At 45.4% G+C, this 23,188-nt stretch carries 22 protein-coding genes; 21 read left to right on the forward strand and 1 reads right to left on the reverse strand.

Translation table 11 applies throughout. The annotated features are described in order from the left end of the window. The first annotated feature begins 41 nt into the window (after positions 1-41). On the forward strand, positions 42-1,244 hold the full coding sequence (locus GK108_RS27045) for an AGE family epimerase/isomerase (protein WP_163954713.1): 1,203 nt from the start codon (positions 42-44) through the stop codon (positions 1,242-1,244). 22 nt (positions 1,245-1,266) lie between these two features. On the opposite strand, the gene murQ is transcribed toward GK108_RS27045, so the two are convergent. Next, positions 1,267-2,067 (reverse strand): N-acetylmuramic acid 6-phosphate etherase, encoded by an 801-nt coding sequence (gene murQ / locus GK108_RS27050; RefSeq protein WP_163954714.1) that lies wholly within the window; start codon positions 2,065-2,067, stop codon positions 1,267-1,269. Positions 2,068-2,191: 124 nt separating this feature from the next. Here murQ and ilvD point away from each other — a divergent pair, with 124 nt between their 5' ends. The 20 genes from ilvD to GK108_RS27150 all read left to right on the forward strand — a co-directional run bounded on the left by ilvD (position 2,192) and on the right by GK108_RS27150 (position 23,116). Beyond that, entirely contained in the window at positions 2,192-3,892 is a 1,701-nt protein-coding gene (gene ilvD / locus GK108_RS27055; RefSeq protein ID WP_163954715.1) for a dihydroxy-acid dehydratase, read from the forward strand. A gap of 49 nt (positions 3,893-3,941) precedes the next feature. After that, the gene (gene ilvB / locus GK108_RS27060; RefSeq protein WP_163954716.1) at positions 3,942-5,708 is read left to right on the forward strand and encodes a biosynthetic-type acetolactate synthase large subunit; all 1,767 of its coding nucleotides are present in this window, start codon (positions 3,942-3,944) and stop codon (positions 5,706-5,708) included. 68 nt (positions 5,709-5,776) lie between these two features. Then, the gene (gene ilvN, locus GK108_RS27065) at positions 5,777-6,310 is read left to right on the forward strand and encodes an acetolactate synthase small subunit (RefSeq protein WP_163954717.1); all 534 of its coding nucleotides are present in this window, start codon (positions 5,777-5,779) and stop codon (positions 6,308-6,310) included. Positions 6,311-6,355: 45 nt separating this feature from the next. Further along, positions 6,356-7,399: a ketol-acid reductoisomerase gene (gene ilvC / locus GK108_RS27070; protein WP_163954718.1), complete on the forward strand. Its 1,044-nt coding sequence runs from the start codon at positions 6,356-6,358 to the stop codon at positions 7,397-7,399. Positions 7,400-7,734: 335 nt separating this feature from the next. Next, entirely contained in the window at positions 7,735-8,196 is a 462-nt protein-coding gene (locus GK108_RS27075; RefSeq protein WP_163954719.1) for a glycosyl-4,4'-diaponeurosporenoate acyltransferase CrtO family protein, read from the forward strand. Positions 8,197-8,378: 182 nt separating this feature from the next. Next, complete coding sequence (locus tag GK108_RS27080) at positions 8,379-9,314, forward strand: NAD(P)H-binding protein (protein ID WP_246225198.1); 936 nt, start codon at positions 8,379-8,381, stop codon at positions 9,312-9,314. A 10-nt stretch (positions 9,315-9,324) separates the two neighbouring features. Further along, a complete protein-coding gene (locus tag GK108_RS27085) occupies positions 9,325-10,230 on the forward strand; it encodes a helix-turn-helix domain-containing protein (protein WP_163954720.1) in 906 nt (301 codons plus the stop codon). Between the two features lie 450 nt (positions 10,231-10,680). Beyond that, positions 10,681-11,466, forward strand: coding sequence for an SDR family oxidoreductase (locus GK108_RS27090; RefSeq protein WP_163954721.1), 786 nt, complete (start codon positions 10,681-10,683; stop codon positions 11,464-11,466). A 9-nt stretch (positions 11,467-11,475) separates the two neighbouring features. Then, on the forward strand, positions 11,476-11,919 hold the full coding sequence (locus GK108_RS27095) for a DUF2147 domain-containing protein (protein ID WP_163954722.1): 444 nt from the start codon (positions 11,476-11,478) through the stop codon (positions 11,917-11,919). Between the two features lie 26 nt (positions 11,920-11,945). Next, positions 11,946-12,308, forward strand: coding sequence for a hypothetical protein (locus GK108_RS27100; protein WP_163954723.1), 363 nt, complete (start codon positions 11,946-11,948; stop codon positions 12,306-12,308). 2 nt (positions 12,309-12,310) lie between these two features. Then, complete coding sequence (locus tag GK108_RS27105; RefSeq protein ID WP_163954724.1) at positions 12,311-13,219, forward strand: helix-turn-helix domain-containing protein; 909 nt, start codon at positions 12,311-12,313, stop codon at positions 13,217-13,219. Between the two features lie 129 nt (positions 13,220-13,348). After that, the gene (ilvA, locus tag GK108_RS27110) at positions 13,349-14,614 is read left to right on the forward strand and encodes a threonine ammonia-lyase (RefSeq protein ID WP_163954725.1); all 1,266 of its coding nucleotides are present in this window, start codon (positions 13,349-13,351) and stop codon (positions 14,612-14,614) included. A 26-nt stretch (positions 14,615-14,640) separates the two neighbouring features. Continuing rightward, on the forward strand, positions 14,641-14,877 hold the full coding sequence (locus GK108_RS27115) for a DUF433 domain-containing protein (RefSeq protein ID WP_163954726.1): 237 nt from the start codon (positions 14,641-14,643) through the stop codon (positions 14,875-14,877). Positions 14,878-15,192: 315 nt separating this feature from the next. After that, positions 15,193-16,062 carry a helix-turn-helix transcriptional regulator gene (locus GK108_RS27120; protein WP_163954727.1) on the forward strand — a complete coding sequence of 290 codons (870 nt, stop codon included), beginning with the start codon at positions 15,193-15,195 and terminating at the stop codon, positions 16,060-16,062. 258 nt (positions 16,063-16,320) lie between these two features. Beyond that, on the forward strand, positions 16,321-17,721 hold the full coding sequence (gene leuC / locus GK108_RS27125) for a 3-isopropylmalate dehydratase large subunit (protein ID WP_163954728.1): 1,401 nt from the start codon (positions 16,321-16,323) through the stop codon (positions 17,719-17,721). Between the two features lie 60 nt (positions 17,722-17,781). Then, the gene (leuD, locus tag GK108_RS27130) at positions 17,782-18,393 is read left to right on the forward strand and encodes a 3-isopropylmalate dehydratase small subunit (protein WP_163954729.1); all 612 of its coding nucleotides are present in this window, start codon (positions 17,782-17,784) and stop codon (positions 18,391-18,393) included. Between the two features lie 92 nt (positions 18,394-18,485). Continuing rightward, positions 18,486-20,006 (forward strand): alpha-isopropylmalate synthase regulatory domain-containing protein, encoded by a 1,521-nt coding sequence (locus tag GK108_RS27135; protein WP_163954730.1) that lies wholly within the window; start codon positions 18,486-18,488, stop codon positions 20,004-20,006. Between the two features lie 52 nt (positions 20,007-20,058). Then, positions 20,059-21,135: a 3-isopropylmalate dehydrogenase gene (leuB, locus tag GK108_RS27140; RefSeq protein ID WP_163954731.1), complete on the forward strand. Its 1,077-nt coding sequence runs from the start codon at positions 20,059-20,061 to the stop codon at positions 21,133-21,135. Between the two features lie 260 nt (positions 21,136-21,395). Beyond that, a complete protein-coding gene (locus GK108_RS27145; protein ID WP_163954732.1) occupies positions 21,396-22,535 on the forward strand; it encodes a 2-isopropylmalate synthase in 1,140 nt (379 codons plus the stop codon). Positions 22,536-22,654: 119 nt separating this feature from the next. Continuing rightward, complete coding sequence (locus GK108_RS27150) at positions 22,655-23,116, forward strand: hypothetical protein (RefSeq protein ID WP_163954733.1); 462 nt, start codon at positions 22,655-22,657, stop codon at positions 23,114-23,116. Positions 23,117-23,188: the final 72 nt, after the last annotated feature.

Here is a 23,188-nt window from a genome sequence, read left to right on the forward strand (position 1 = left end):
TCTAGTTGAATCGGTTGCTCCTGACTCTTTATCTTTACATCGTGCTTGACTTTCATCGACTTTCTGCTGACTACCAACAGGCGCTTTTACGACAGGCTGTTCCGTTTTGGCTAAAAAACAGCCGGGATGAACGCTATGGTGGTTATTTTGATTGCCTGACGAATACGGGGCAAGCTCTCGATAGTAATAAAGATATTGCCCTACAGGCTCAGCAAACCTGGGCCTTTGCCTGGCTCTACAATACCCTTGATGGGCAACCAGCCTGGCTGGAACACGCTATTCACGGTGGTAATTTTATTAGTCAGTTTGCGCACAGCGAAAGCATCCATACTTATGCCCAGGTAAATCGATTAGGTCGCCCCACGGCTACCGCGACCAATCTTCTGTCGGATAGTTTTACGGCAATGGCCTATTCCCAGCTTTACCAGGCCACCCGAACCGATGAGTGGTTCATGTTAGCGAAACAAACCTTCGCCAAATTGCTGCAACGTAGAGAAGTGGTTCGTAAACAACTCGCACAGACAACGAGTCAGCAACAGCTTCTTCTCCATCTTAGTGAGCCTATAGCGCTACTAAAAGCCACCCAGGAGCTCAAGCCATTGGTAGCCGAAGACGATTGGAAAGAAACGCTTGACATTGTTTTGCATGAACTGTTACGTGAATTCCTGGACCGTCGAACCGATACGTTGCGGGAGTATATTCTGCCTGAAGGCTCGTTTGTCAATACGCCCGAAGGTCGCCGGCTCAATGTCGGTTTAACGTTTCAGGCAGTAAACTTTTTGCTGGATCTGTCCCTTGAATCGGGGAATCGCAAACTGGCTATGCAGGTAACGACCTGGTGTCTGCATATGTGCGAACAAGCCTGGAATGAATTGTCGGGCGGCTTAAACCAGTACGTTGACCTGAAAAAACAACCGCTGATTTTTCCCGACTGGAGCCAGAAATGGGCCTGGGTGCACGTAGAAGCCTTAGCCGCTTTAACGAAAAGCTATTTCCAAACGCGCCACCCCGACTGTCCAAAATGGCTTAAGCGCATTCACGATTTTACGTTCCAGTTTTTCCCCGACCCTCAGCATCCGGGCTGGCATATAGCGCTCGACCAGCAGAATAAGCCGCTAATGGAGATTAAGGCAACACCATCAGTTGGTTGCTATTCGCTCCTCCGATGTCTTGCCGAAATCTCCCAAACGCTGATCAAATGCGGCCAATTACAACCGCTCGGCCGAAATGTACGTATTACATAAAACGGGCTGGCTACGGAGTAGACTATCGCTTATAGTTGTCAATTGCTCCGCGTACGTTACCATATTGCTCCAGTAATGCTTCAGCCTCCTCGCGGCTAACGTTTATTTCACTCATCACCATTTTGGCCGCTCTGTCCTGCAATTTGATGTTAGTCAGTTGCATATCGACCATTTTATTTCCTTTTACCCGACCAAGCTGAATCATAACCGACGTCGAAATCATATTCAACACCAGTTTCTGTGCCGTACCCGCTTTCATGCGTGTGCTGCCCGTAACAAATTCAGGGCCAACCACCACCTCAACCGGAAACTCAGCGGCTTTCGCTACAGCAGAACCAGGGTTACACACAATACATCCCGTCAGTAATCCGGCCTCTCTAGCCTGATTTAACCCACCGATTACGTATGGCGTACGCCCGGAAGCAGCTATTCCGATAACTGTATCGAGTGAGTCAGGATGATACGGAGCTATATCTTTCCAGGCCTGTTGAATATCATCTTCGGCAAACTCAACTGCTTTCCGGATAGCCCCATCGCCACCAGCCATTAACCCAATAACCAGATCGTGCGGCACCCCGTAAGTTGGCGGACATTCAGAAGCATCGACCACCCCCAATCGGCCACTCGTTCCGGCTCCGATATAAATCAGCCGCCCACCCTCTTTCATCCGCTTGACGATTTCGGTCACTAGAGCTTCAATCTGTGGAATGGCCTTCTCCACGGCCAATGGTACGGTTTTATCTTCCTGATTAATATTTGTCAGCAGATCGTGAACCGACATCTGCTCCAGATGCTCGTAATGCGAGGATGTTTCTGTTATCATACATCAAAAGTAATAGCTCATCATTTTAACTGACAAATAATCTGATTTTTCTTGCCTTTCCGAAAAACTTCATTTTTATTTACGGCGTTATTACACTATCAGCGAAATTTCGCTAACTGTTAAGATGATCACCGAATCGCAAGTCACCGAATTGAACCGTTTTAGCCGTACGTTAACTCAGGAAATCAGTAATCCGGCCGCCAAAGCTATGCTTTACGGGGTAGGACTAACTGAAGACGACATGCAGAAACCCCAGATTGGCATCGCCAGCACGGGTTACGAGGGCAACACGTGTAACATGCACCTGAACGGCCTGTCAGTATACGTAAAGCAGGGAATTCAGGCCAATGGTCTGGTCGGTTTGATTTTTAATACAATCGGTGTATCGGATGGTATGACTAACGGTAACGATGGTATGCGTTACTCATTACCTAGCCGCGATTTAATTGCCGACTCGATTGAGTCAGTGGTTTCGGCCCAATGGTATGATGGTCTCGTAACGGTAGTGGGTTGCGATAAAAATATGCCCGGAGCCCTGATGGCGATGGCGCGTCTCGAACGTCCAAGCATCATGGTCTACGGTGGTACCATTCGCTCCGGCCACTATAAAGGTCAGAAACTGGATATTGTATCCGCCTTTGAAGCGCTTGGAAAACGTTACGCCGGAAATATTTCCGATGAAGACTACGAAGGCGTTATTAAAAATGCCATTCCTGGTGCTGGTGCCTGCGGAGGCATGTATACAGCCAACACAATGGCCAGTAGCATCGAAGCTATGGGACTAAGTCTTCCTTTCAGCAGTAGCTATCCGGCCACACACGAAGGGAAACAGGAAGAATGTAAAAAAATTGGTGCGGCCATGCGTCTGCTTCTGGAACGTAACATTACGCCCAAAGACATTATCAGCCGCCAATCGCTCGAAAATGCTTTCACCGTTGTGATGGCACTTGGCGGGTCGACCAATGCGGTTCTGCATTATCTGGCTATTGCCCGTTCAGCAGGCATTCAGTTAACCCTCGACGAAATTCAGGCCATAAGCGATCGCGTGCCGCTATTGGCTGACCTTAAGCCTAGTGGTAAATACTACATGGAAGATATGCTGGCTATTGGTGGCGTTCCGGCCGTGATGAAATACCTCTACGAGCAGGGTATGATTCATGGCGATTGCCTTACCGTAACGGGCAAAACGGTAGCCGAAAATCTGGCCGAAGCACCTGATCTCGATTTTGATAGCCAGAAGATCATTTTTCCGACTAGCCAACCCATCAAGAAAACGGGTCATATCCAGATCCTTCGTGGAAACCTTTCTCCTACCGGTTCTGTAGCTAAGATTACGGGTAAAGAAGGCGAGCGTTTTGAAGGCGTTGCGAAAGTATTCGAGGATGAGGGCGAAATAATCAATTCATTGTCGAGAGGAGAAATACTGGCCGGTCAGGTGCTCGTTATACGTAACGCTGGCCCTAAAGGTGGCCCCGGTATGAGCGAAATGCTGAAACCCACTTCCGCTATTATGGGAGCCGGATTAGGCGATAAAGTAGCCCTAATTACGGACGGGCGCTTTTCCGGTGGAACCCATGGTTTTGTGGTCGGACACGTAACGCCCGAAGCCTACGAAGGTGGGCCTATTGCCCTGGTTAAGGACGGCGACAAAATCACCATCGACGCTATCGGTCGCGAGCTAACCTTACACGTGTCCGACGAAGAATTGGCTTATCGCAAGAGCGAATGGAAGCAGCCAGCACCACGCTTTACGAAAGGCGTACTGGGCAAATACATACGTAACGTAAAATCAGCCAGCGAAGGCTGTGTAACGGACGAAGATTAACGTAACGCAACAACAAACGGAATACGACCTTAAAACATCAAGTATTATCATGGAAGCAATCGCCAGCACCATTCTGGAAACGCCTGAGGCAGCTCCGGCGCCAGCAGCATCTACCACGGTCCCGAAACTCATCTCGGGCTCAGAGGCTCTCATGATGTCTCTTGTCGCCGAGGGCGTAGATACCATTTTTGGCTATCCCGGCGGAGCTATTATGCCGGTCTACGATGCGCTTTATGACTTTCAGGACCGAATCAATCACATTCTGGTCCGACACGAGCAGGGCGCTGGCCATGCCGCCGAAGGTTACGCTCGCGTAACGGGTCGGGCAGGCGTATGTCTCGTTACGTCAGGTCCCGGCGCAACTAACCTCGTCACGGCAATTGCCGATGCCCTGATCGACTCTACACCTATGGTGTGTGTTGTGGGACAGGTAGCCAAAAAATTACTGGGCACCGACGCTTTTCAGGAAGCTGACGTAATGGGTGTTACGATGCCAATTACCAAATGGAACTATCAGATCACCAATGCCGATGAAGTAGCGGACGTCATTTCGAAAGCGTTCTACATCGCGCAATCAGGCCGTCCGGGACCTGTCCTGATCGATATTACGAAAAGCGCGCAGCAGGAGCTGATGACCAAGCCGTTCGTTTATGAGCGTTGTCAGAGTGTTATTAGTTATCGGCCTCGTCTGGTGCCTAAACACGAACAGGTCGAAACTGCAGCACAGTTAATCAATAACGCTAAAAAGCCGTACATCCTGGCCGGGCACGGCGTTCAGATTGCCAAAGCGGAAGCCGAAATGCTGGCCTTTGTCGAGAAAACAGGGATTCCTGTTGCCACTACGTTGCTAGGGCAGTCGACAATTTCTACCGATCACCCCCTGTATGTTGGCTGGTTGGGTATGCATGGTAATTACGGACCAAACGTAATGACCGATCAGGCAGACGTAATTATTGCCATTGGTATGCGGTTCGATGACCGCGTAACGGGCGATGCCAGCAAGTTCATCAAGCAGGCGAAAGTTATTCATATAGAGATTGACCCCGCCGAAATTGACAAAATCATTCGTGCCGATGCCCCCGTTGTTGGCGATGCCAAAGAAGTGTTGAAAGCGCTGCTCCCACTCGTTGAGCCCAATGATCATACCGTTTGGCGGAATGAGTTCCGGAAGTACGACGCCATCGAAAACGAAGCCATTACGGTGCCTGCGCTGACAACACCAGAAGGCAAAATCAGAATGGCAGAAGTGATCGATCTGGTATCGAAGAAAACAAACGGAGAAGCTATTCTGGTCACCGACGTTGGGCAACACCAGATGATGGCTTCGCGCTACTACCAGTTCCGTCGCCCTAACAGTCTGGTTACGTCGGGCGGTATGGGTACAATGGGATTTGCTTTGCCAGCCGCTTTTGGTGCTCAGGTAGGCGCTCCAGATCGGCAGGTCGTAGCCGTAATTGGCGATGGCTGTTTCCAGATGACACTGCAGGAATTGGGAACAATCGTTCAGAATAAACAACCGGTCAAGGCCATCATCCTGAACAACAACTTCCTGGGCATGGTACGGCAGTGGCAACAATTATTTCATCAGCGCCGGTATTCATTTGTCGAACTCCAGAACCCCGACTTCATTACGATTGCTAAAGGCTTTGGTATGTCTGGCTTAACCTGCGACGTCCGAGAAAGTCTGGCCGATGCCATCGACACGATGCTTAATCACGACGGCCCATTCCTACTGGAAGTCATTGTTGAGAAAGAGGAGAACGTATTTCCGATGGTCCCGGCAGGCACCAGTGTTTCGCAGATCAGATTGAAATAACGGCGTGTCGGGTTTACACTCGACACCCTTAAAATCGTATCGGGTTTGGGAGCCCGACACCACGAAATATGACAACATACACCATTTGCATATTCACGGAAAATACAATCGGACTGCTGAACCGCATCACGATTATTTTTACCCGTCGACGTATCAATATTGAGAGTCTTACCGTATCGGAAACCGAACGGAAGGGCGTTTCCCGCTTCACAATCGTGATCAAACACGAATCGCGCGAAGAAGTAGAAAAGCTGGTTCGGCAGATTCGTAAGATTGTGGAAGTGATGGCCGTATTTGGCTATCTCAACGATGATATTGTGTATAACGAAATCGCTCTTTTCAAGATTTCTACGCAGTTAGGCAGCAAACCGCTCGATATTGAAACAATCAACAAGCAGTACAAAGCCTGGGTTGTTTACTGGGGCCTCGACTACGTAGTGATCGAAAAAACGGGCGACGACAAAGAAATTTTCGAGTTTTTTGCTTACCTCAAGCAGTACGAGATTCTGGAATTTGTACGTTCTGGACGCGTAGCCGTAGGCAAAACCGAGAAGGGACTGGTCGAATATTTACCAGAGGCCGAATGGGCTTATTATTTGTAATAGTGTTTAACCCCCATAATACGAGAGTACCAAAACCAATTAAACATGGCAACGATTAATTTCGGAGGAGTAGAGGAGCAAGTGGTAACGCGGGAAGAGTTCCCGCTCGAAAAAGCGCGTGAAGTACTAGCCAATGAAACCATCGCCGTAATCGGCTATGGCGTACAAGGCCCAGGTCAGTCGCTCAACATGCGCGACAATGGTTTCAACGTCATTGTTGGACAACGTAAAGGAAAAACCTATGACAAAGCCGTTGCCGACGGCTGGGTTCCAGGCGAAACGCTGTTCGAGATCGAAGAAGCGCTGGAAAAAGGTACGATCATTTGCTTCCTGCTTTCTGATGCCGCTCAGATTGAACTGTGGCCAACGGTAAAAGCCGCTCTTAAGCCTGGCAAATCACTGTATTTCTCGCACGGTTTTGGCGTTACGTATAAAGAGAAAACCGGCATTGTTCCACCAGCTGATGTTGACGTATTCCTGGTTGCACCGAAAGGGTCAGGTACGTCGCTACGTCGGTTATTCGTAGAAGGTAAAGGCCTGAACTCGTCATTTGCTGTTTATCAGGATGCATCGGGCAACGCACGTACCAAAGCGATTGCGATGGGTATCGGCGTAGGTTCGGGCTATCTGTTCGAAACCGATTTCTACAAAGAAGTAACGTCTGACCTAACCGGTGAACGCGGTACGCTGATGGGCGCTATTCAGGGTATTTTTGCCGCTCAGTACGAAGTGTTACGTGCCAACGGCCATAGCCCATCGGAAGCCTTCAACGAAACGGTTGAAGAGCTGACCCAATCGCTGATGCCACTTGTTGCTGAAAACGGTATGGACTGGATGTATGCCAACTGTTCAACTACCGCTCAGCGGGGTGCGCTGGATTGGTGGAAGCCTTTCCGCGATGCTACCAAGCCTGTTTTCGAGCAGTTGTACAACTCGGTTAAAACCCAGGAGCAGGCCGAAATCAGCATTACCCGTAACTCGCAGCCAGATTACCGTGAGAAACTGGAAGTTGAACTAGCTGAACTGCGTGATTCTGAAATGTGGCAGGCTGGTGCTGCTGTACGTTCGTTACGTCCAGAGCGTAGCTAAAATAAACGTATTTAGAATAAAAAGGGTCGCTGAATTCTCAGCGACCCTTTTTATTCTCAGGTGACTCAAACAGTTATTGGCTTTTGTATATTGAACCCCTTCTACACGTAAAGCCGAAAACCGGCCGCAATAATTTTAGCACTAAAGTTAAATTTGAAACCAGGATTAGAACTAAATCTTTATTGAGCCGTGAATTAACCCGTAAACAATTTCAGGGTTGATCTTTGACAAAGTTTAGAACTTTGTCAAAGATGATGGTTGAGTGATCTGGTAGACTTTACAAACTTATTCACCCAACAATATTAACCTTATTTAACGCTAGAAACACGCAATCAATGGTCTTTCAATACGTATCATTCAGTATTTCTATCGGCTTTATTTCATTCATGGTCGGGATGACAATAAATGCTTTTTTACGGAAAACAGAATTCTATAAAGCTACTTTATCAAGCCTTAATTTCATAAAAAGTGAACGGTTAAACAAAGCTATTGGATTAGCTGGTTTTAAGTGGATTATAAAAAACACTTTCTTAAAATTTTTCAATCAAAAATTAAAACTAAATAGAAAGGCTGAAAAATCAGATTTGTATAAACTTCGAGAAGAAATGACAATTTCTGAAATAGATCATCTAATCGGATTTATCTTTGTAAGTATTTTTGCAGTAGTGAAATTCTATAATCATAATTTCCTGTTTGGCCTAATCATTATGCTGGTAAACATCGTAATGAATTTATATCCCTCCTTATTACAACAAGAGAATAAAAGACGAATTGATAAGTTTTTGCAAAAGCTATAAAGCGTTGACGTTTTGTACGAAGTTCAGTTTTCTCTGTTTTTATTCCCCTTTATGCCTAATCAGATAGGAAACCGTTAACAATACCAACAGCTCCAACTATCAGCGATTAAAATAGCCGACCTTATATTTGACTACAACAACCGCAGATTTGGCTACGAACCTCTCTCTATCCATGCAGACTTTTGCAGAGCAACTCAGCAAAAGAAAAAGATAGAAAAATGAACATTACGATCACAGGTTCGTTAGGGCACATCAGTAAGCCACTTACCCAACATTTAGTAAAAGAAGGTCACTCCGTTACAGTTATAAGTAGCAACCCCGAAAAACAAGAAGAGATTACGGCTATCGGGGCTATTCCGGCAATCGGCTCGTTAGAGAATGTGGACTTTATTACCTCCTCATTCACCAATGCAGACGTAGTATATTGCATGATTCCACCAGCAAACTATTTTGACCATACCCTTGATTTGACAGCTTATTATCTGAGACTTGGCCGAAATTACGTGGAAGCCATTAAACAATCGGCCGTAAAACGGGTAATTAACCTTAGCACGATTGGCGGGCATTTGAGTCAAGGAAACGGTATTCTTAAGGGCGCTCATTACGTAGAGAATCTGCTAAACGAGTTACCGTCTGATGTCTCCATTACGCACATACGCCCAACTGAGTTTTACTACAACTTATTACCACAAGTTCATTCTGCAAAGATTAACGGGTTTATTGCTTCTAACATAGGCAATGAAGTTGTAAATTCCTGGGTTTCACCAGTAGACATTGCCCGTGCGATTGCAGAAGAGATAACTACGTCGTTTGATGGAAGAAAGGTTCGCTACGTAGCCAGCGAAGAGCTTACCTATAATGAGTTGGCCGCGACTTTGGGAAAAGCAATAGGCAATCCTGACTTAAAATGGTTGTCAATAACCGACGAACAAATGAAAGATGGATTAGTATCAGTAGGTATGAACCCTGGTATTGCCGCTGGTTTAACTGAGATGTATGCTGCGATTAACAGTGGGCTATTGTATGAAGATTACAATTTGCACAAACCAACAAATTATGGCAAAATAAAGATGAAAGACTTTGCCAATGATTTTGCATTAGCTTACAACAAACTGTAGTAAAAAAAGCATGAAACCGCACAGATTTAAAACAATTAGCGAATACCACCGATTCAGAGGCTTACCTAAACCTGAGCACCCATTGGTTAGCGTTATAAATTTTGAATCTATAACTAACCTCAGTGCCGATGAGCCTAAACATATTGTTCAGGATTTTTATGCAATAGTCCTCAAAAGAAATATCAATTGTAAAATGAAATATGGTCAGCAGGAAGCTGACTTTGATGAAGGAACCATGTTCTTTCTTTCGCCAGGACAGGTCTATTCCATACAGGGTAAAGGGGCACTAACCCATACAGGCTGGTTGCTGCTTATCCACCCTGACTTTTTCTGGAACACTTCTTTAGCAAACACAATCAACCAGTACGACTATTTTAGTTATTCTGTAACAGAAGCGTTGTATCTATCAGAAAAGGAAGAAATAACGATTACATCGGTTCTACGAAATATTGAACAAGAGTATCATTCAACGATCGATAAGTTTAGCCAACCTGTTATTGTGGCTCACTTGGAACTACTGCTGAACTATGCTGATCGGTTTTACCACCGTCAGTTTATTACAAGAAAAATGGCAAACCATAAGCTATTAACGCGATTAGAAGAGCTATTGAAAGACTATTTCGACAGCAACTATCTGAAAGAAAAAGGCTTACCAACCGTACATGAAATCGCACAGTCATTGAATGTATCGCCAAACTATTTAAGTGGTTTATTAAAAGTACTGACTGGGCAAAGTACACAGCAACACATTCATGATAAGCTGATAGAAAAAGCGAAGGAAAAGTTATCAACAACTGATTTATCCGTGAGTGAAATTGCCTACGAATTAGGTTTTGAACATTCGCAGTCATTCAGCAAATTATTCAAGATAAAAACGCAAATGTCTCCATCAGACTATAAGCAGTCTTTTAATTGATAAATAACGGGCAAAGGAAGCCACCATACTGATAAAGTATTGCCGAAAAGGCGAAAGATAGGCGCTTATTCAACCTTTGCACTTACCAGAACAGCAATATTCAGTGCTAACTACTTCTCACCTCACGCGAAAGCGCCCGCATTTTGGCGAGGTGAGCTGCTTTATCCCAAGAGCCATTTCTATACACTCTATCTGGTCTTAAAACATCGTATACTACTGACAGCAGGACAGGTCTATACTACCATTTTATTGCCTGACTACGTACCAATCCCCTCCCCAACAATTCATAGAAAGTACTGAACGTATCGATTACCCAGTAAGCGCTCTCCCTTTTTTACACTACGTTACTTTTTGGCTACAACGTTGCGACTTTTGATTACATCCGTCTACCCATATAGGCAGAACTTTGTGTTATCAAACGATCAGCCAATAGCTTAGATAAGTAAACCAATGGATTTAAAAAATAGTACCATCCTGATTACAGGAGGAACCAGCGGAATCGGTTTGGAACTAGTAAAACAACTAACCGAAGAGGGAGCCACGATTATTATTACCGGGCGTAATCTTGAGGCACTAAACAAGACCCAAAAGCTATTCCCCGACGTACACACCTTCCAGAGCGATGTAAGCAATCCAGGTGACATCAAGAAACTGTATAAAGAGGTTACCCAACAGTTTCCCCAACTGAATATCATTATCAATAACGCAGGAGCCATGCGGTTGATAGATCTGCAGGACCAATCAATGGACCTGGAAAATATTACCCGCGAAATCAACACCAATCTCTCTGGCACCATCCAGATGGTCCACCAGTTTTTACCGCATTTGGTAAAGCAGAAATCCGCAGCAATCGTCAATGTTTCATCCGGTATTGCCTTTATGACTTATTCATCAGCGCCGGTTTATAGCGCCACAAAAGCTGGCGTGCGTGCCTATACGTTAGCACTACGTATGCAATTGGAGGCAACCAATGTGAAAGTGTTTGAAGTAATTCCGCCGGGCGTCAACACGAACCTTCAGAACGAGTGGAAACTGCAGCCGAACCCCAGTCAAATGATGGACGTCGATAAAATGGTACGTGTTGCCGTTGATGGGCTTAAAAATGACACATTAGAAATTAAGCCATTCTTAATCAACGTAATCAAGGCCATGAGTCGAATTGCACCAGGATTGATCATGAAATTTGGGCATCGGGATTTCGTAAAGTTCAAAGAAAAAAACACCGTTAATCGCTAATCCCAGACAATGAAAAAATTATTGTTCATCAGCGCGATTGTTCTGCTATCCGCTGCGTCATTTGCTCAACAGCCTGCAGATCAAATCATAGGAATCTGGGAAACTACCGATTCAGAGGTGAAATTGAAATTCAATATCTATAAATCAGGAGAAAGCTATTTTGGGAAGCTGTTATATGCCTCAACGATGTATGAGACTGATGGCAAAACGCCCAAAAAAGACATTAAAAATCCCGATAAAAGTTTACGGAGCAGATCGCGCTTGAATATCGTAAACATTAATAACCTTATCTATAACGATGGCGACTATTCAGGTGGAACGTTGTATAACCCCGACAGTGGTGATACGTATCGTCTGAAAGCAAAAATGATAAGTAAAAATAACGTAGAGTTTCGCGGCTATGTGGGCATTTCGCTACTTGGTAAAACCATGAAACTCAAACGAGTCCAATAAATTTATATATTCTTTCCAATCAGACGATGACTAAGAGCATTATTTCGCTAGTATTACTGCTGGTGTCGGTATATCTGGCATTCAGCCACGGCTGGAGCACGTTTAACTACAAGAACAATCCCGAATCGTTGAAAGTGATGAATCAATTAGGTATCAGCGAAGCAATGATTCCTTTTTTTGGGGGATTAACGATTTTGGTTGGCCTATTACTGCTCTTCCCTAGAACATTTTTTATTGGTAATCTGCTGAACGCCATATCCATTTTGATCATAATGGCCTTAGCCATTCGAGCCGAAAACTTTAGAATGGCACTGATGGAAATCCCCTTTTTGATAATGCCTTTGGTGATGATTTGGTTAAGGTATCCATTTCTTAAAAGCTCTGTTTAAGTATGACTCCAATACGATTAAAAACCATTACCGAAGCTCATCGCCTTCTTGGTTTACCCAGCCCTGAACACCCACTAATAAGCATTTTGAATTATGCCGATTTGAAAGTGACCGGCTTCGAAGGCGAATTAAGTGCGCTGTTTGACTTCTACTATATTTCGCTCAAAAAAGGGTTTACGAACAAACTGTTTTACGGCCAGCAAACCTACGATTTTGATGAAGGTATGATGTATTTCGTAGCCCCCAATCAGCTATTACGTGGTGCAGGTCCAGAACCGGACGATGATCTTTCGGGTTGGGTTTTACTGATTCACCCTGATTTATTATGGGGAACTTCGTTAGCAAAGACGATCAAAAAATATGATTTTTTTGATTACGCTGTCAACGAAGCTTTATTCCTCTCTGACAAGGAGAAAACTATTATAAATGGAATCGTAGAAAATATCAAAACCGAATATCAGAACAACATCGACAAATTCAGTCAGGATATTATCATTTCGCATATCGAGACTTTGTTGAATTATTCTGAGCGTTTTTATCAGCGACAATTTATAACCAGAAAAAAGAGTAACCACCAGGTACTCGACCAGGTTGAGCAACTGCTGAACACCTATTTCGACGACGAGGACTTAATCTCAAAAGGCCTGCCTTCTGTTCAATATATTGCCGAATCACTAAATATATCCAGCAAGTATTTAGGAAGTTTATTGAAGCAGCTTACTGGCCAGACTACCCAGCAACATATCCACGAAAAACTGATCGAGAAAGCCAAAGAACGGCTCTCTACCACAAGCCTGTCAGTTTCTGAGATTGCCTATGAGCTGGGTTTTGAACACTCGCAATCATTCAGCAAATTATTTAAGACCAAAACCAATCAAAGTCCGCTGGAGTTTAGAGCCGGGTTTAACTGAGCCTATTGATTATATCCTGGCAGTACGTATTTCAGCCTAAAATTGCCTCAACTCTAGGCTCTCCCTGTCAATTCTCTTACTATCCCCCCGCCGACTTTTTGTACTTTTGTACAAATTCTTACGTCAGCCGTGGCCGATACCGAAAACATAGCAGTTACCCCTTCCCTCGATCATATTTACGTAGCAGCCAAGCGACTTCAGGGCGTTGCAACACATACGCCCTTACAGGAAAATCTGAACCTTTCAGATCGATATGGAGCCAATATTTTCCTGAAACGCGAAGATTTACAGGTTGTTCGATCCTACAAAATTCGTGGGGCTTACAATAAGATGGCTAGTCTATCGCCCGAAGCCCTGGCGAACGGGGTTGTCTGCGCCAGCGCCGGAAACCACGCACAGGGTCTGGCTTACGCCTGTCGGAAAATGGCCGTACGTGGTACGATATTTATGCCGACCACTACGCCTAATCAGAAGGTTAAACAAGTCAAACTCTTCGGTAAGGAATATGTAGAGGTGGTTCTGGTTGGCGATACGTATGACGATGCCTTTTATGCCGCTATGGAGTTCGTACAAACGCACGACTGTACGTTTGTACACCCTTTTGATGATTTGCAGGTCATGGAAGGCCAGGGAACGGTTGGGCTGGAAATTTTCAGAGACTCAAACGTTCAGATCGATTACCTGCTGATGGCCATTGGTGGAGGTGGGTTGGCAGCTGGTGTATCAACCGTTTTTAAGCAGTTGAGCCCCCGAACCAAACTGATTGGCGTAGAGCCGCTGGGCTCACCATCAATGAAAGTCTCGATTGACGAAGGACACGTAGTAGCACTCGACCAGATCGATAAGTTTGTGGACGGCGCGGCCGTTAAACGGCCTGGTGATATAACGTTCGAAGTCTGTCGTAAAAACCTAGATCACGTTTTATTGATCCCCGAAGGCAAAGTCTGTACCACTATTTTACAGCTGTACAACGAAGACGCTATTGTCGCCGAACCGGCCGGAGCACTGACGATTGCTGCTCTTGATTTCCTCAAAGATGAAATCAAAGGAAAGAACGTAGTGTGTTTGGTTAGCGGTGGCAACAACGACATTACCAGAACCGAAGAAATCAAAGAACGGTCGCTTTTATACGAAGGCCTAAAACACTATTTCATTATTCGTTTTCCACAACGGGCTGGCGCTTTCCGCGACTTCCTGAACGTACTGGGACCCAACGATGATATTAGCCGTTTTGAATACGTTAAGAAAACCAACCGCGAAACGGGTCCGGCGGTAGTGGGTATCGAGCTAAAAAACCGAGAAGATTTTGAGCCGCTCATCCAGCGCATGCAGGACCAGAATATTGTGTTCGAATACCTGAACGATCAGCCAGACTTGTTTCAGTTTTTGGTGTAAATTCGTGTAACATATACCTTCACGCTATGAAAAACCCAATCACAATTGACCCAGATATCCAGTTCGGCACCCCTGTCTTTACAGGAACACGAGTGCCTGTTGAATCACTATTCTGGCATTTGGAGAGCGGCATATCACTGGATACTTTTCTGGCTGACTTCCCCTCTGTTTCTCGAGAACAAGCCGTTTCTGTACTTGAGTTAGCTGGAAAAGCTCTCAGCTCAGACAAATTACTGCCACTGATTTATGAAATTGCTGCTTGACGAAAATCTGCCTAAAGCGTTAAAACAACATTTTCCTTCACACGATATATATATACTGTTCGTGATATGGGCTGGCAGAGTAAAAAGAATGGTGAATTACTGAAACTTATGCTAGCCGAAAGCTTCGAAGTTCTGGTAACATTCGATAAAAACTTACGTCATCAACAGAATTTTGCCAAGTATCCCATAGCAGTTCTAGTACCTAATGCCTGGGGCAATTCAATGCAGTTTCTAGAACCATTGCTTCCACAAATACACAACGCTCTTAGCAAGCCTCTCCCAACTGGAGCCACTATTGTTAGTCTGATATAAGTCATGCTACGTGTTCCGTCGTCTATCGAGCCGAATCAGTTTCAATCGCTAAGCATTGAACGCGCCGATGCGTCGAAAATGACGTTTGTTGCATACCGTAGCGACGTATATCCCGAACGTAACGAGGTTTTCTTCGAAGAACACGCCGTTATTGTCGTACTGGAGGGCGAGAAAAAATTCAGTTCTCCTACGCAGGATCTGCACGTTCGTAAGGGCGACATTCTGTTTTTTCAGCGCGGCTGTTATTCCATGAACGAGTCTATCGATAACAACTATCGAAGTCTCGTTTTTTTTGTCAACGAAAAGCTACTGAAAGAATTTGTCGGACAACACCTTCCCCTATTTCAGTCCGTAGCCAATACGTTACCCGGCGACCTTATTTTATCCTTTACCGCTTCGCCAGCCTTCAATACGTTCATAGACTCGTTGCTCCCTTATTTTGGCTCCAGAACGTTGTTTTTAAACGAGCTGTTACGTCTTAAGTTTCAGGAGTTGCTGTTGCATTTACTGGAACTAGATACACAAGGCCAATTAAAATCGATTCTTCTCCACATCTACGAAGGGCAGAAAACCGATCTCGATTATCTGATGAGTACGTATTTGCTCAAACCGTTGTCGATGAATGAACTAGCCCGACTATCGGGCCGGAGCCTATCGGCATTCAAGCGTGATTTTGAAGCTCACTTTCACACATCGCCCGGCCAATGGATACGGCAAAAGCGACTTAAACATGCTCATTTCCTGCTAAAAAATACCGATAAGAACGTATCGGAAGTAAGCATGGAAATTGGCTATGAAAGCGTATCCCATTTTATCAAAGCCTATAAGCAACAGTACGGTTTTACCCCCAAACGAGCAGCCGTAACACCGTAGACCCTCTGTCCGATATCGTCACTCATAATGAGCTATTAGCCATAATTCGCGTTAACTAGCGCTGTTGTCAGCTCATTGCTGGCTGCCCCCTTCAATACGGTTTTCAAACCAAAAGAATTGAATGAACTAAAATCGCTATTTACTGGACGAATGACGAGATTCATAATCCAAGAACATTCCGCAATTTTGTAACCTACTTTTTCTGGCATAGCGACACCAGAGAAATTAACAACAAAGAGACTGTTATCCTCTACAACTATGAGTACCGCAAAAACTCTGTTTGATAAAGTGTGGGACGCACACGTTGTTCGTCATGTTGAAGACGGACCCGACGTACTGTTTATAGACCGTCACTTTATTCATGAAGTAACCAGCCCGGTTGCGTTTCTGGGCCTCGAAGGTCGTCAAGTGCCTGTGATGTTCTCTGGGCGTACGTTTGCCACTGCCGACCACAATACGCCAACCTTAAACCAGCATCTGCCAGTTGCTGACCCCCTGTCGGCCAACCAATTAGCGGCTCTGGAACGTAACGCTACCAAGTATGGCATTTCTCACTGGGGTCTTGGCCATATTAAAAACGGTATTGTACACGTAGTAGGACCGGAAAATGGTATTACGCTCCCCGGCATGACCATTGTTTGTGGCGACTCTCACACATCGACACACGGTGCGTTCGGCGCTATTGCCTTTGGTATCGGTACGTCGGAGGTAGAGATGGTGCTGGCAACGCAGTGTATTATGCAGCCCAAGCCAAAGAAAATGCGTATTACGGTCAACGGTACATTAGGAAAAGCGGTGCTACCAAAAGACGTTATTCTATACATTATTTCGCAGATTTCGGCCAGTGGCGCCACGGGTTATTTCGTAGAGTACGCAGGCAATGTTTTCGAGGATATGAGTATGGAAGGCCGTATGACGGTCTGTAACATGAGTATCGAAATGGGTGCTCGTGGTGGTATGATTGCTCCTGACCAAACAACGCTTGATTACCTGAAAGGTCGCGAGTTAGCTCCAAAAGGTGAGCAGTGGGATAAACTGGTTCCATATTGGGAGTCGCTCAAAACCGACGAAGGTGCTACGTTCGACGTTGATTTAACGTACGACGCGGCCGATATTGAACCTCAGATTACGTATGGCACCAATCCTGGATTGGGAACAGGCGTAACGCATCAGATTCCGGTGGCCGGCACGGTAAAAGATGGTGCGGCCAGCTATAAAAAGTCGCTGCAGTATATGGGCTTTGCCGAAAACGAGTCTATGGTCGGTAAGCCTATCGATTTCGTTTTCCTAGGAAGCTGTACCAACGGACGTATCGAAGATTTCCGCGCGTTTGCCTCTATTGTGAAAGGCCGTAAAAAGGCCGATAACGTAACGGCCTGGCTCGTTCCTGGTTCTCATATCGTAGAAGCCCAAATTAAAGAAGAAGGCATTCTCGACATTCTGACCGAAGCAGGTTTTCAACTACGTCAGCCCGGTTGCTCGGCTTGCTTAGCCATGAACGAAGACAAGATTCCGGCAGGTAAATACGCTGTGTCTACGTCGAACCGTAATTTTGAAGGCCGTCAGGGTCCAGGCGCCCGTACGTTGCTGGCGAGCCCGCTGGTAGCAGCCGCAGCGGCTGTCACAGGCGTAGTAACTGACCCAAGAGAATTCATTTAGTTTACAGTTTTCGCCTAGCATCTACTGAAAACTTTGAACTAAAAACTGTAAACTTTTCCCATGGCATACGATAAATTCACTGTATTACGTAGTACTGCCGTTCCGATGCCCATCGAGAACGTCGATACCGACCAGATTATTCCAGCCAGATTCCTGAAAGCAACTGAACGTAAAGGTTTTGGCGATAACCTTTTCCGCGACTGGCGCTATAACAACGACGATACACCTAAAGCCGATTTCGTCCTCAACAACCCAATCTATTCAGATGAAGGGTCGCCCCGTAAAATCTTGGTAGGCGGAAAAAACTTTGGTAGCGGCTCGAGTCGTGAGCACGCAGCCTGGGCCATTTATGACTACGGTTTTCGTTGCGTAGTATCGAGCTTTTTCGCCGATATTTTTAAAAATAACTGCCTCAATATTGGTATTCTGCCCGTTACGATAAGCCCGGAATTCGCCGATAAAATCTTTGCGGCTATCGATGCGGATCCCAACACGGAGCTGGAAGTAAACCTGCCCGAGCAAACCATTACGTTGCTGGCTACTGGCGAAAGCGAAAGCTTCAACATCAATGGCTACAAAAAGCATAACCTCACCAACGGTTATGACGATATCGATTATCTGCTTTCGATGAAGAACGAAATCGAATCATTCGCCGAAACAAGACCCTTTTAATTTTGAATGATAGAATGAGTGAATGAGTGAATAGATAGGCTGTTCTAGCCCATTCTATCATTCTATCATTCTATCATTCTGTCATTAAAAAAATGAAATCTCGTTATATTGAAGTTATGGACACGACACTCCGCGATGGTGAACAAACCAGCGGAGTGTCGTTTTCTGCATCCGAGAAATTGGCTTTAGCCCAGTTATTACTGACTGAAGTTAAAGTAGATCGCGTTGAAGTGGCTTCGGCACGGGTATCGGCTGGCGAACTGGAAGCCGTCCAGCAAATTACACGCTGGGCTGCCGATGCTGGCCTGCTCGACAAAATCGAAGTATTGACGTTTGTTGATGGCGATGCATCGCTTGATTGGATGCGTGCATCAGGCGCCAAGGTGATGAACCTCCTCACCAAAGGGTCGATGAATCATCTTACCCATCAACTCAAAAAGAAACCGGCCGAACATTTCGCCGACATTCAGAATCTGATTCAGAAAGCCCAGGCATCTAATCTTCAGGTAAACGTGTATCTGGAAGACTGGAGTAATGGTATGCGTAGTTCTCCTGACTACGTGCTTCAGTTTCTGGATTTTCTTCAGACCCAGCCGATTCGTCGCGTTTTACTGCCTGATACACTCGGTGTTCTCACGCCAGCTGATACGTATTCATTTATCGACCAGTTGGTAACCCGCTACCCTGGCCTGCATTTTGATTTCCACGCCCATAACGATTACGATCTCAGTATTGCGAACGTAATGGAAGCCATCCGGGCCGGTGCACACGGTATTCACCTGACGGTCAACGGCCTGGGCGAACGCGCCGGTAATGCACCGATGGCTAGTGCTATCGCCGTACTACGTGATTTTATGCCCGATGTAACGCTGGGCGTAGTTGAACAGTCGCTCTACCAGGTCAGTAAGATTGTCGAAACATTCTCCGGGCTACGTATTCCTGACAATAAACCGGTTGTTGGCGATAACGTATTTACGCAAACGGCAGGAATCCATGCCGACGGCGACAAGAAGAACAACCTGTATTTTAATACGTTGCTTCCTGAACGTTTTGGCCGTCAACGTAGCTACGCCCTGGGCAAAATGTCGGGGAAAGCGAACATTGAGAACAATCTTCGCGAATTAGGCATCCAGCTCTCAGAAGAAGATCTCAAAAAAGTAACCCAGCGGGTCATTTTGCTTGGTGATCAGAAGGAAGTAGTCACGCGTGAAGATCTTCCTTACATCATTGCCGATGTTCTGAACACGAATGCCATTGCCTCGCGGGTTGAAGTGCTTAATTACGTCTTAACGCATTCGAAAGACCTGAAACCATCTGCTACGCTACGTGTGCGTATCGACGAAGATCAGTTTGAAGAAAATGCGCAGGGCGATGGCCAGTACGACGCTTTTATGAATGCGCTAAAGAAGATCTACAGCAAGAAAAAACTGGTTCTTCCTGAGCTAACGGATTACGCCGTGCGTATTCCTACAGGTGGTAGAACAGATGCGCTTTGCGAAACGATTATTACCTGGAAACACAAAAAACGCGAGTTTAAAACCAGGGGGCTTGATTCTGACCAAACGGTATCGGCAATCAAGGCAACCCAGAAAATGTTGAATATTTTAGAATAATGAGAGTTCTGACGAAGCTAGTTGCTCACCCAGTCCTCTTCCTCTCCCAATCATGAAAAAACACATTCTTGTAGTTCCTGGCGATGGCATCGGCGCCGAAGTAACCACCGTTGGCAAACAGGTTCTTGAAACAATTGCCCAAAAATTTGGCCATGAGTTCACCTACGATGAAGCGCTGATTGGCCACGTTGCCATTGAAGCTACCGGCACTGCTTTGCCCGACGAAACCCTGACCAAAATGAAGTCGGCCGATGCTGTACTGTTCGGCGCTGTAGGCCACCCCAAATACGATAACGATCCATCGGCGAAAGTCCGTCCTGAACAGGGATTATTAAAAATGCGGAAAGAGCTGGGCTTATACGCCAATCTTCGCCCCATTAAACTCTTCGATGAATTATTGGATGCGTCGAGCATTAAACCTGAAATTCTGCGGGGAGCCGACATCCTGTTCTTCCGGGAGTTGACTGGCGACGTGTATTTCGGCAAGCGGGAACGTATCGATGAGGGTAATACAGCTTACGATACGATGATTTACAGTAAATACGAAGTAGAACGTATCGTCAGAAAAGCATTCGAAGCGGCTCGTACACGTAGCAAAAAACTATGCTCGGTCGATAAGGCCAACGTACTGGAAAGCAGCCGTCTTTGGCGCGAAGTAGTACAAGCTATTGCTCCTGACTATCCAGACGTAACAGTTGAGCATCAGTTTATTGATGCTGCTGCCATGTTATTGATCAAAGATCCTAAACGGTTCGATGTAGTGGTAACAGGTAATCTTTTTGGCGATATTCTAACTGACGAAGCCAGCCAGATTGCCGGATCAATGGGCATGCTAGCCTCTGCCTCTGTAGGCGACAATACGGGTGTTTATGAACCAATTCACGGTTCAGCTCACGATATAACAGGCAAAGGAGTCGCCAATCCATTAGCCTCTATTTTGTCGGCCGCTCTGCTTCTCGACATTTCGTTTGGCCTTAAAGAAGAAGCCCAGGCTATCATTGACGCTGTTGATGCGGTACTGAAGGCTGGTTTCCGTACGCGTGATATTGCCGATGCCAATACGCCTGAAGAGAAGATTTTAGGAACTCAGGCTATGGGCGACCAAATCTTACAGTATTTAACTGCATAATCCAGAAACTTAGTAGATTCGTAAAAAATTCGCCGGAGTACTTGTAATAGTTTTAAAAACGGCTATTTTTGTAGCGTATTTACGCAAGCAGCGAAATTTCGCAAACTAAAAAATGACTATTTCCTTAGCCTACCGACTGCAAAACCTTATCGTTTTTTAGAACGGAGAAAAGGATATATCTATAAAAAGGCCCTTTTCTGCAAAGATTAGGGCCTTTTGCTTAATTAGCTAATGTGATATTCATTCAATAATAGCGTGCCATGAGCCAACGAGTTTATATTTTCGATACCACGTTACGTGATGGTGAACAAGTGCCGGGCTGTCAGTTGACCACTGAAGAAAAAATTATAGTAGCTAAAGAGCTAGAACAACTCGGAGTTGACATCATTGAAGCTGGTTTCCCTATTTCCAGTCCCGGCGATTTTCGCTCAGTGGTCGAAATCTCAAAAGCTGTATCAGAACCAACTATTTGTGCGCTTAGTCGCGCAGTTAAAGGCGATATCGATGCGGCAGGAGAAGCGCTGAAATGGGCTAAACGGGGACGTATTCATACGGGTATTGGCTCATCGGATATTCACATTCGAAATAAATTCAACAGCACAAGGGAGAAGATTCTGGAACAGGCTGTTGGCGCCGTTAAGCATGCGAAAACCTACGTAGAGGATGTAGAATTTTACGCCGAAGATGCAGGCCGGGCTGATTTGGCTTTCCTGGCTCAACTGACTGAAGCCGTTATTGGTGCCGGAGCCACGGTTGTTAACATTCCAGATACGACCGGTTACTGCTTGCCTGATGAATACGGCAAAAAAATTGCCTATATCTATGAGCATGTTTCGAATGTTCACAAAGCTACTATCTCAATTCACTGCCATAATGATTTAGGCTTAGCAACAGCTAACACGCTGGCCGGCGTCATGAATGGCGCGCGTCAGGTTGAAGTAACCATCAATGGCATTGGTGAGCGGGCAGGAAATACGTCGCTCGAAGAAGTGGTGATGGCTATCAAGGTAAAAAAAGAACTTGGTCTGCATACCAACATCGATTCAACTCGCTTATATCCTGTTAGCCGACTCGTTTCCGAAATGATGCGTATGCCCGTACAGGCGAATAAAGCCATTGTTGGTCGGAATGCTTTTGCTCATTCATCAGGCATTCACCAAGACGGTTTCTTAAAGCATTCTGAAAATTACGAGATCATGAACCCTCTGGATGTGGGTGTCGATAAATCATTAATTGTTCTAACAGCACGTAGCGGTCGCCACGCATTAAAGCATCGGCTAGAGCTGCTTGGTTATCGGTATGATAAACCAACTTTAGATAGCATATACACTCGTTTCCTCGACATGGCTGATATTCGCAAAGAGGTAAATGATAAAGATTTGATGGAACTGGTACGTTAACTGAAAAACCCGCTAAAAAGCGGGTTTTTCAGTTAACGTACCACGAACAAAAGAGATAAAGAGACTGTTTGCCAGTATATTCGGTATGAAGTGAATCATTAAACTAAACAAATAGTATTATGGCGCGCCCAACTCCAGAATTAATCAATGCGCTTCGCCGTACGGCTCTTAAATTACAAAATGGTGCTACCTACCAGTGGGGACACATGGGAGGCTGTAATTGTGGGAATCTAGCTCAGGAACTCACCTCGTTAAACAAGGATGATATCCATAGATATGCTATGCAACGATACGGCGACTGGAACGAGCAGATTGATGATTACTGCCCAGCTAGTCAAATGCCCCTCGACTTACTAATCAATCAGATGATTACTGCTGGTTTAATGCTGGAAGATCTAAAGCACCTGGAAAAACTCGATGACCGGCAAATTCTGCTACGTCTACCACTAAATAAGCGCTACCTAAAACATAACATACGTGAAGACGTAATACTGTATATGAATGCCTGGGCGGATATGCTGGAAGAACAACTATTACAAAAGATACAGCTAACCGATTTAGAAGCCATAATGGCTGTTTAATTTCAGCCTTAGTGCTCTGGCTCAACTTTTGTGAAAACAGAGGCCTTAAAACGAGAAAAGGCGTTGTCGATT

This window comes from Spirosoma terrae (genome assembly GCF_010435915.1).
In the GTDB taxonomy this organism is placed as follows: Bacteria; Bacteroidota; Bacteroidia; order Cytophagales; family Spirosomataceae; genus Spirosoma; species Spirosoma terrae.

Excerpts from the sequence above, each read along its gene's own strand:
- murQ (WP_163954714.1), bottom strand. The coding sequence starts at position 2,067 with ATGATAACAGAAACATCCTCGCATTACGAGCATCTGGAGCAGATGTCG.
- ilvD (WP_163954715.1), top strand. The coding sequence starts at position 2,192 with ATGATCACCGAATCGCAAGTCACCGAATTGAACCGTTTTAGCCGTACG.
- ilvB (WP_163954716.1), top strand. The coding sequence starts at position 3,942 with ATGGAAGCAATCGCCAGCACCATTCTGGAAACGCCTGAGGCAGCTCCG.
- ilvN (WP_163954717.1), top strand. The coding sequence starts at position 5,777 with ATGACAACATACACCATTTGCATATTCACGGAAAATACAATCGGACTG.
- ilvC (WP_163954718.1), top strand. The coding sequence starts at position 6,356 with ATGGCAACGATTAATTTCGGAGGAGTAGAGGAGCAAGTGGTAACGCGG.
- GK108_RS27075 (WP_163954719.1), top strand. The coding sequence starts at position 7,735 with ATGGTCTTTCAATACGTATCATTCAGTATTTCTATCGGCTTTATTTCA.
- GK108_RS27085 (WP_163954720.1), top strand. The coding sequence starts at position 9,325 with ATGAAACCGCACAGATTTAAAACAATTAGCGAATACCACCGATTCAGA.
- GK108_RS27090 (WP_163954721.1), top strand. The coding sequence starts at position 10,681 with ATGGATTTAAAAAATAGTACCATCCTGATTACAGGAGGAACCAGCGGA.
- GK108_RS27095 (WP_163954722.1), top strand. The coding sequence starts at position 11,476 with ATGAAAAAATTATTGTTCATCAGCGCGATTGTTCTGCTATCCGCTGCG.
- GK108_RS27100 (WP_163954723.1), top strand. The coding sequence starts at position 11,946 with ATGACTAAGAGCATTATTTCGCTAGTATTACTGCTGGTGTCGGTATAT.
- GK108_RS27105 (WP_163954724.1), top strand. The coding sequence starts at position 12,311 with ATGACTCCAATACGATTAAAAACCATTACCGAAGCTCATCGCCTTCTT.
- GK108_RS27115 (WP_163954726.1), top strand. The coding sequence starts at position 14,641 with ATGAAAAACCCAATCACAATTGACCCAGATATCCAGTTCGGCACCCCT.
- GK108_RS27120 (WP_163954727.1), top strand. The coding sequence starts at position 15,193 with ATGCTACGTGTTCCGTCGTCTATCGAGCCGAATCAGTTTCAATCGCTA.
- leuC (WP_163954728.1), top strand. The coding sequence starts at position 16,321 with ATGAGTACCGCAAAAACTCTGTTTGATAAAGTGTGGGACGCACACGTT.
- leuD (WP_163954729.1), top strand. The coding sequence starts at position 17,782 with ATGGCATACGATAAATTCACTGTATTACGTAGTACTGCCGTTCCGATG.
- GK108_RS27135 (WP_163954730.1), top strand. The coding sequence starts at position 18,486 with ATGAAATCTCGTTATATTGAAGTTATGGACACGACACTCCGCGATGGT.
- leuB (WP_163954731.1), top strand. The coding sequence starts at position 20,059 with ATGAAAAAACACATTCTTGTAGTTCCTGGCGATGGCATCGGCGCCGAA.
- GK108_RS27145 (WP_163954732.1), top strand. The coding sequence starts at position 21,396 with ATGAGCCAACGAGTTTATATTTTCGATACCACGTTACGTGATGGTGAA.
- GK108_RS27150 (WP_163954733.1), top strand. The coding sequence starts at position 22,655 with ATGGCGCGCCCAACTCCAGAATTAATCAATGCGCTTCGCCGTACGGCT.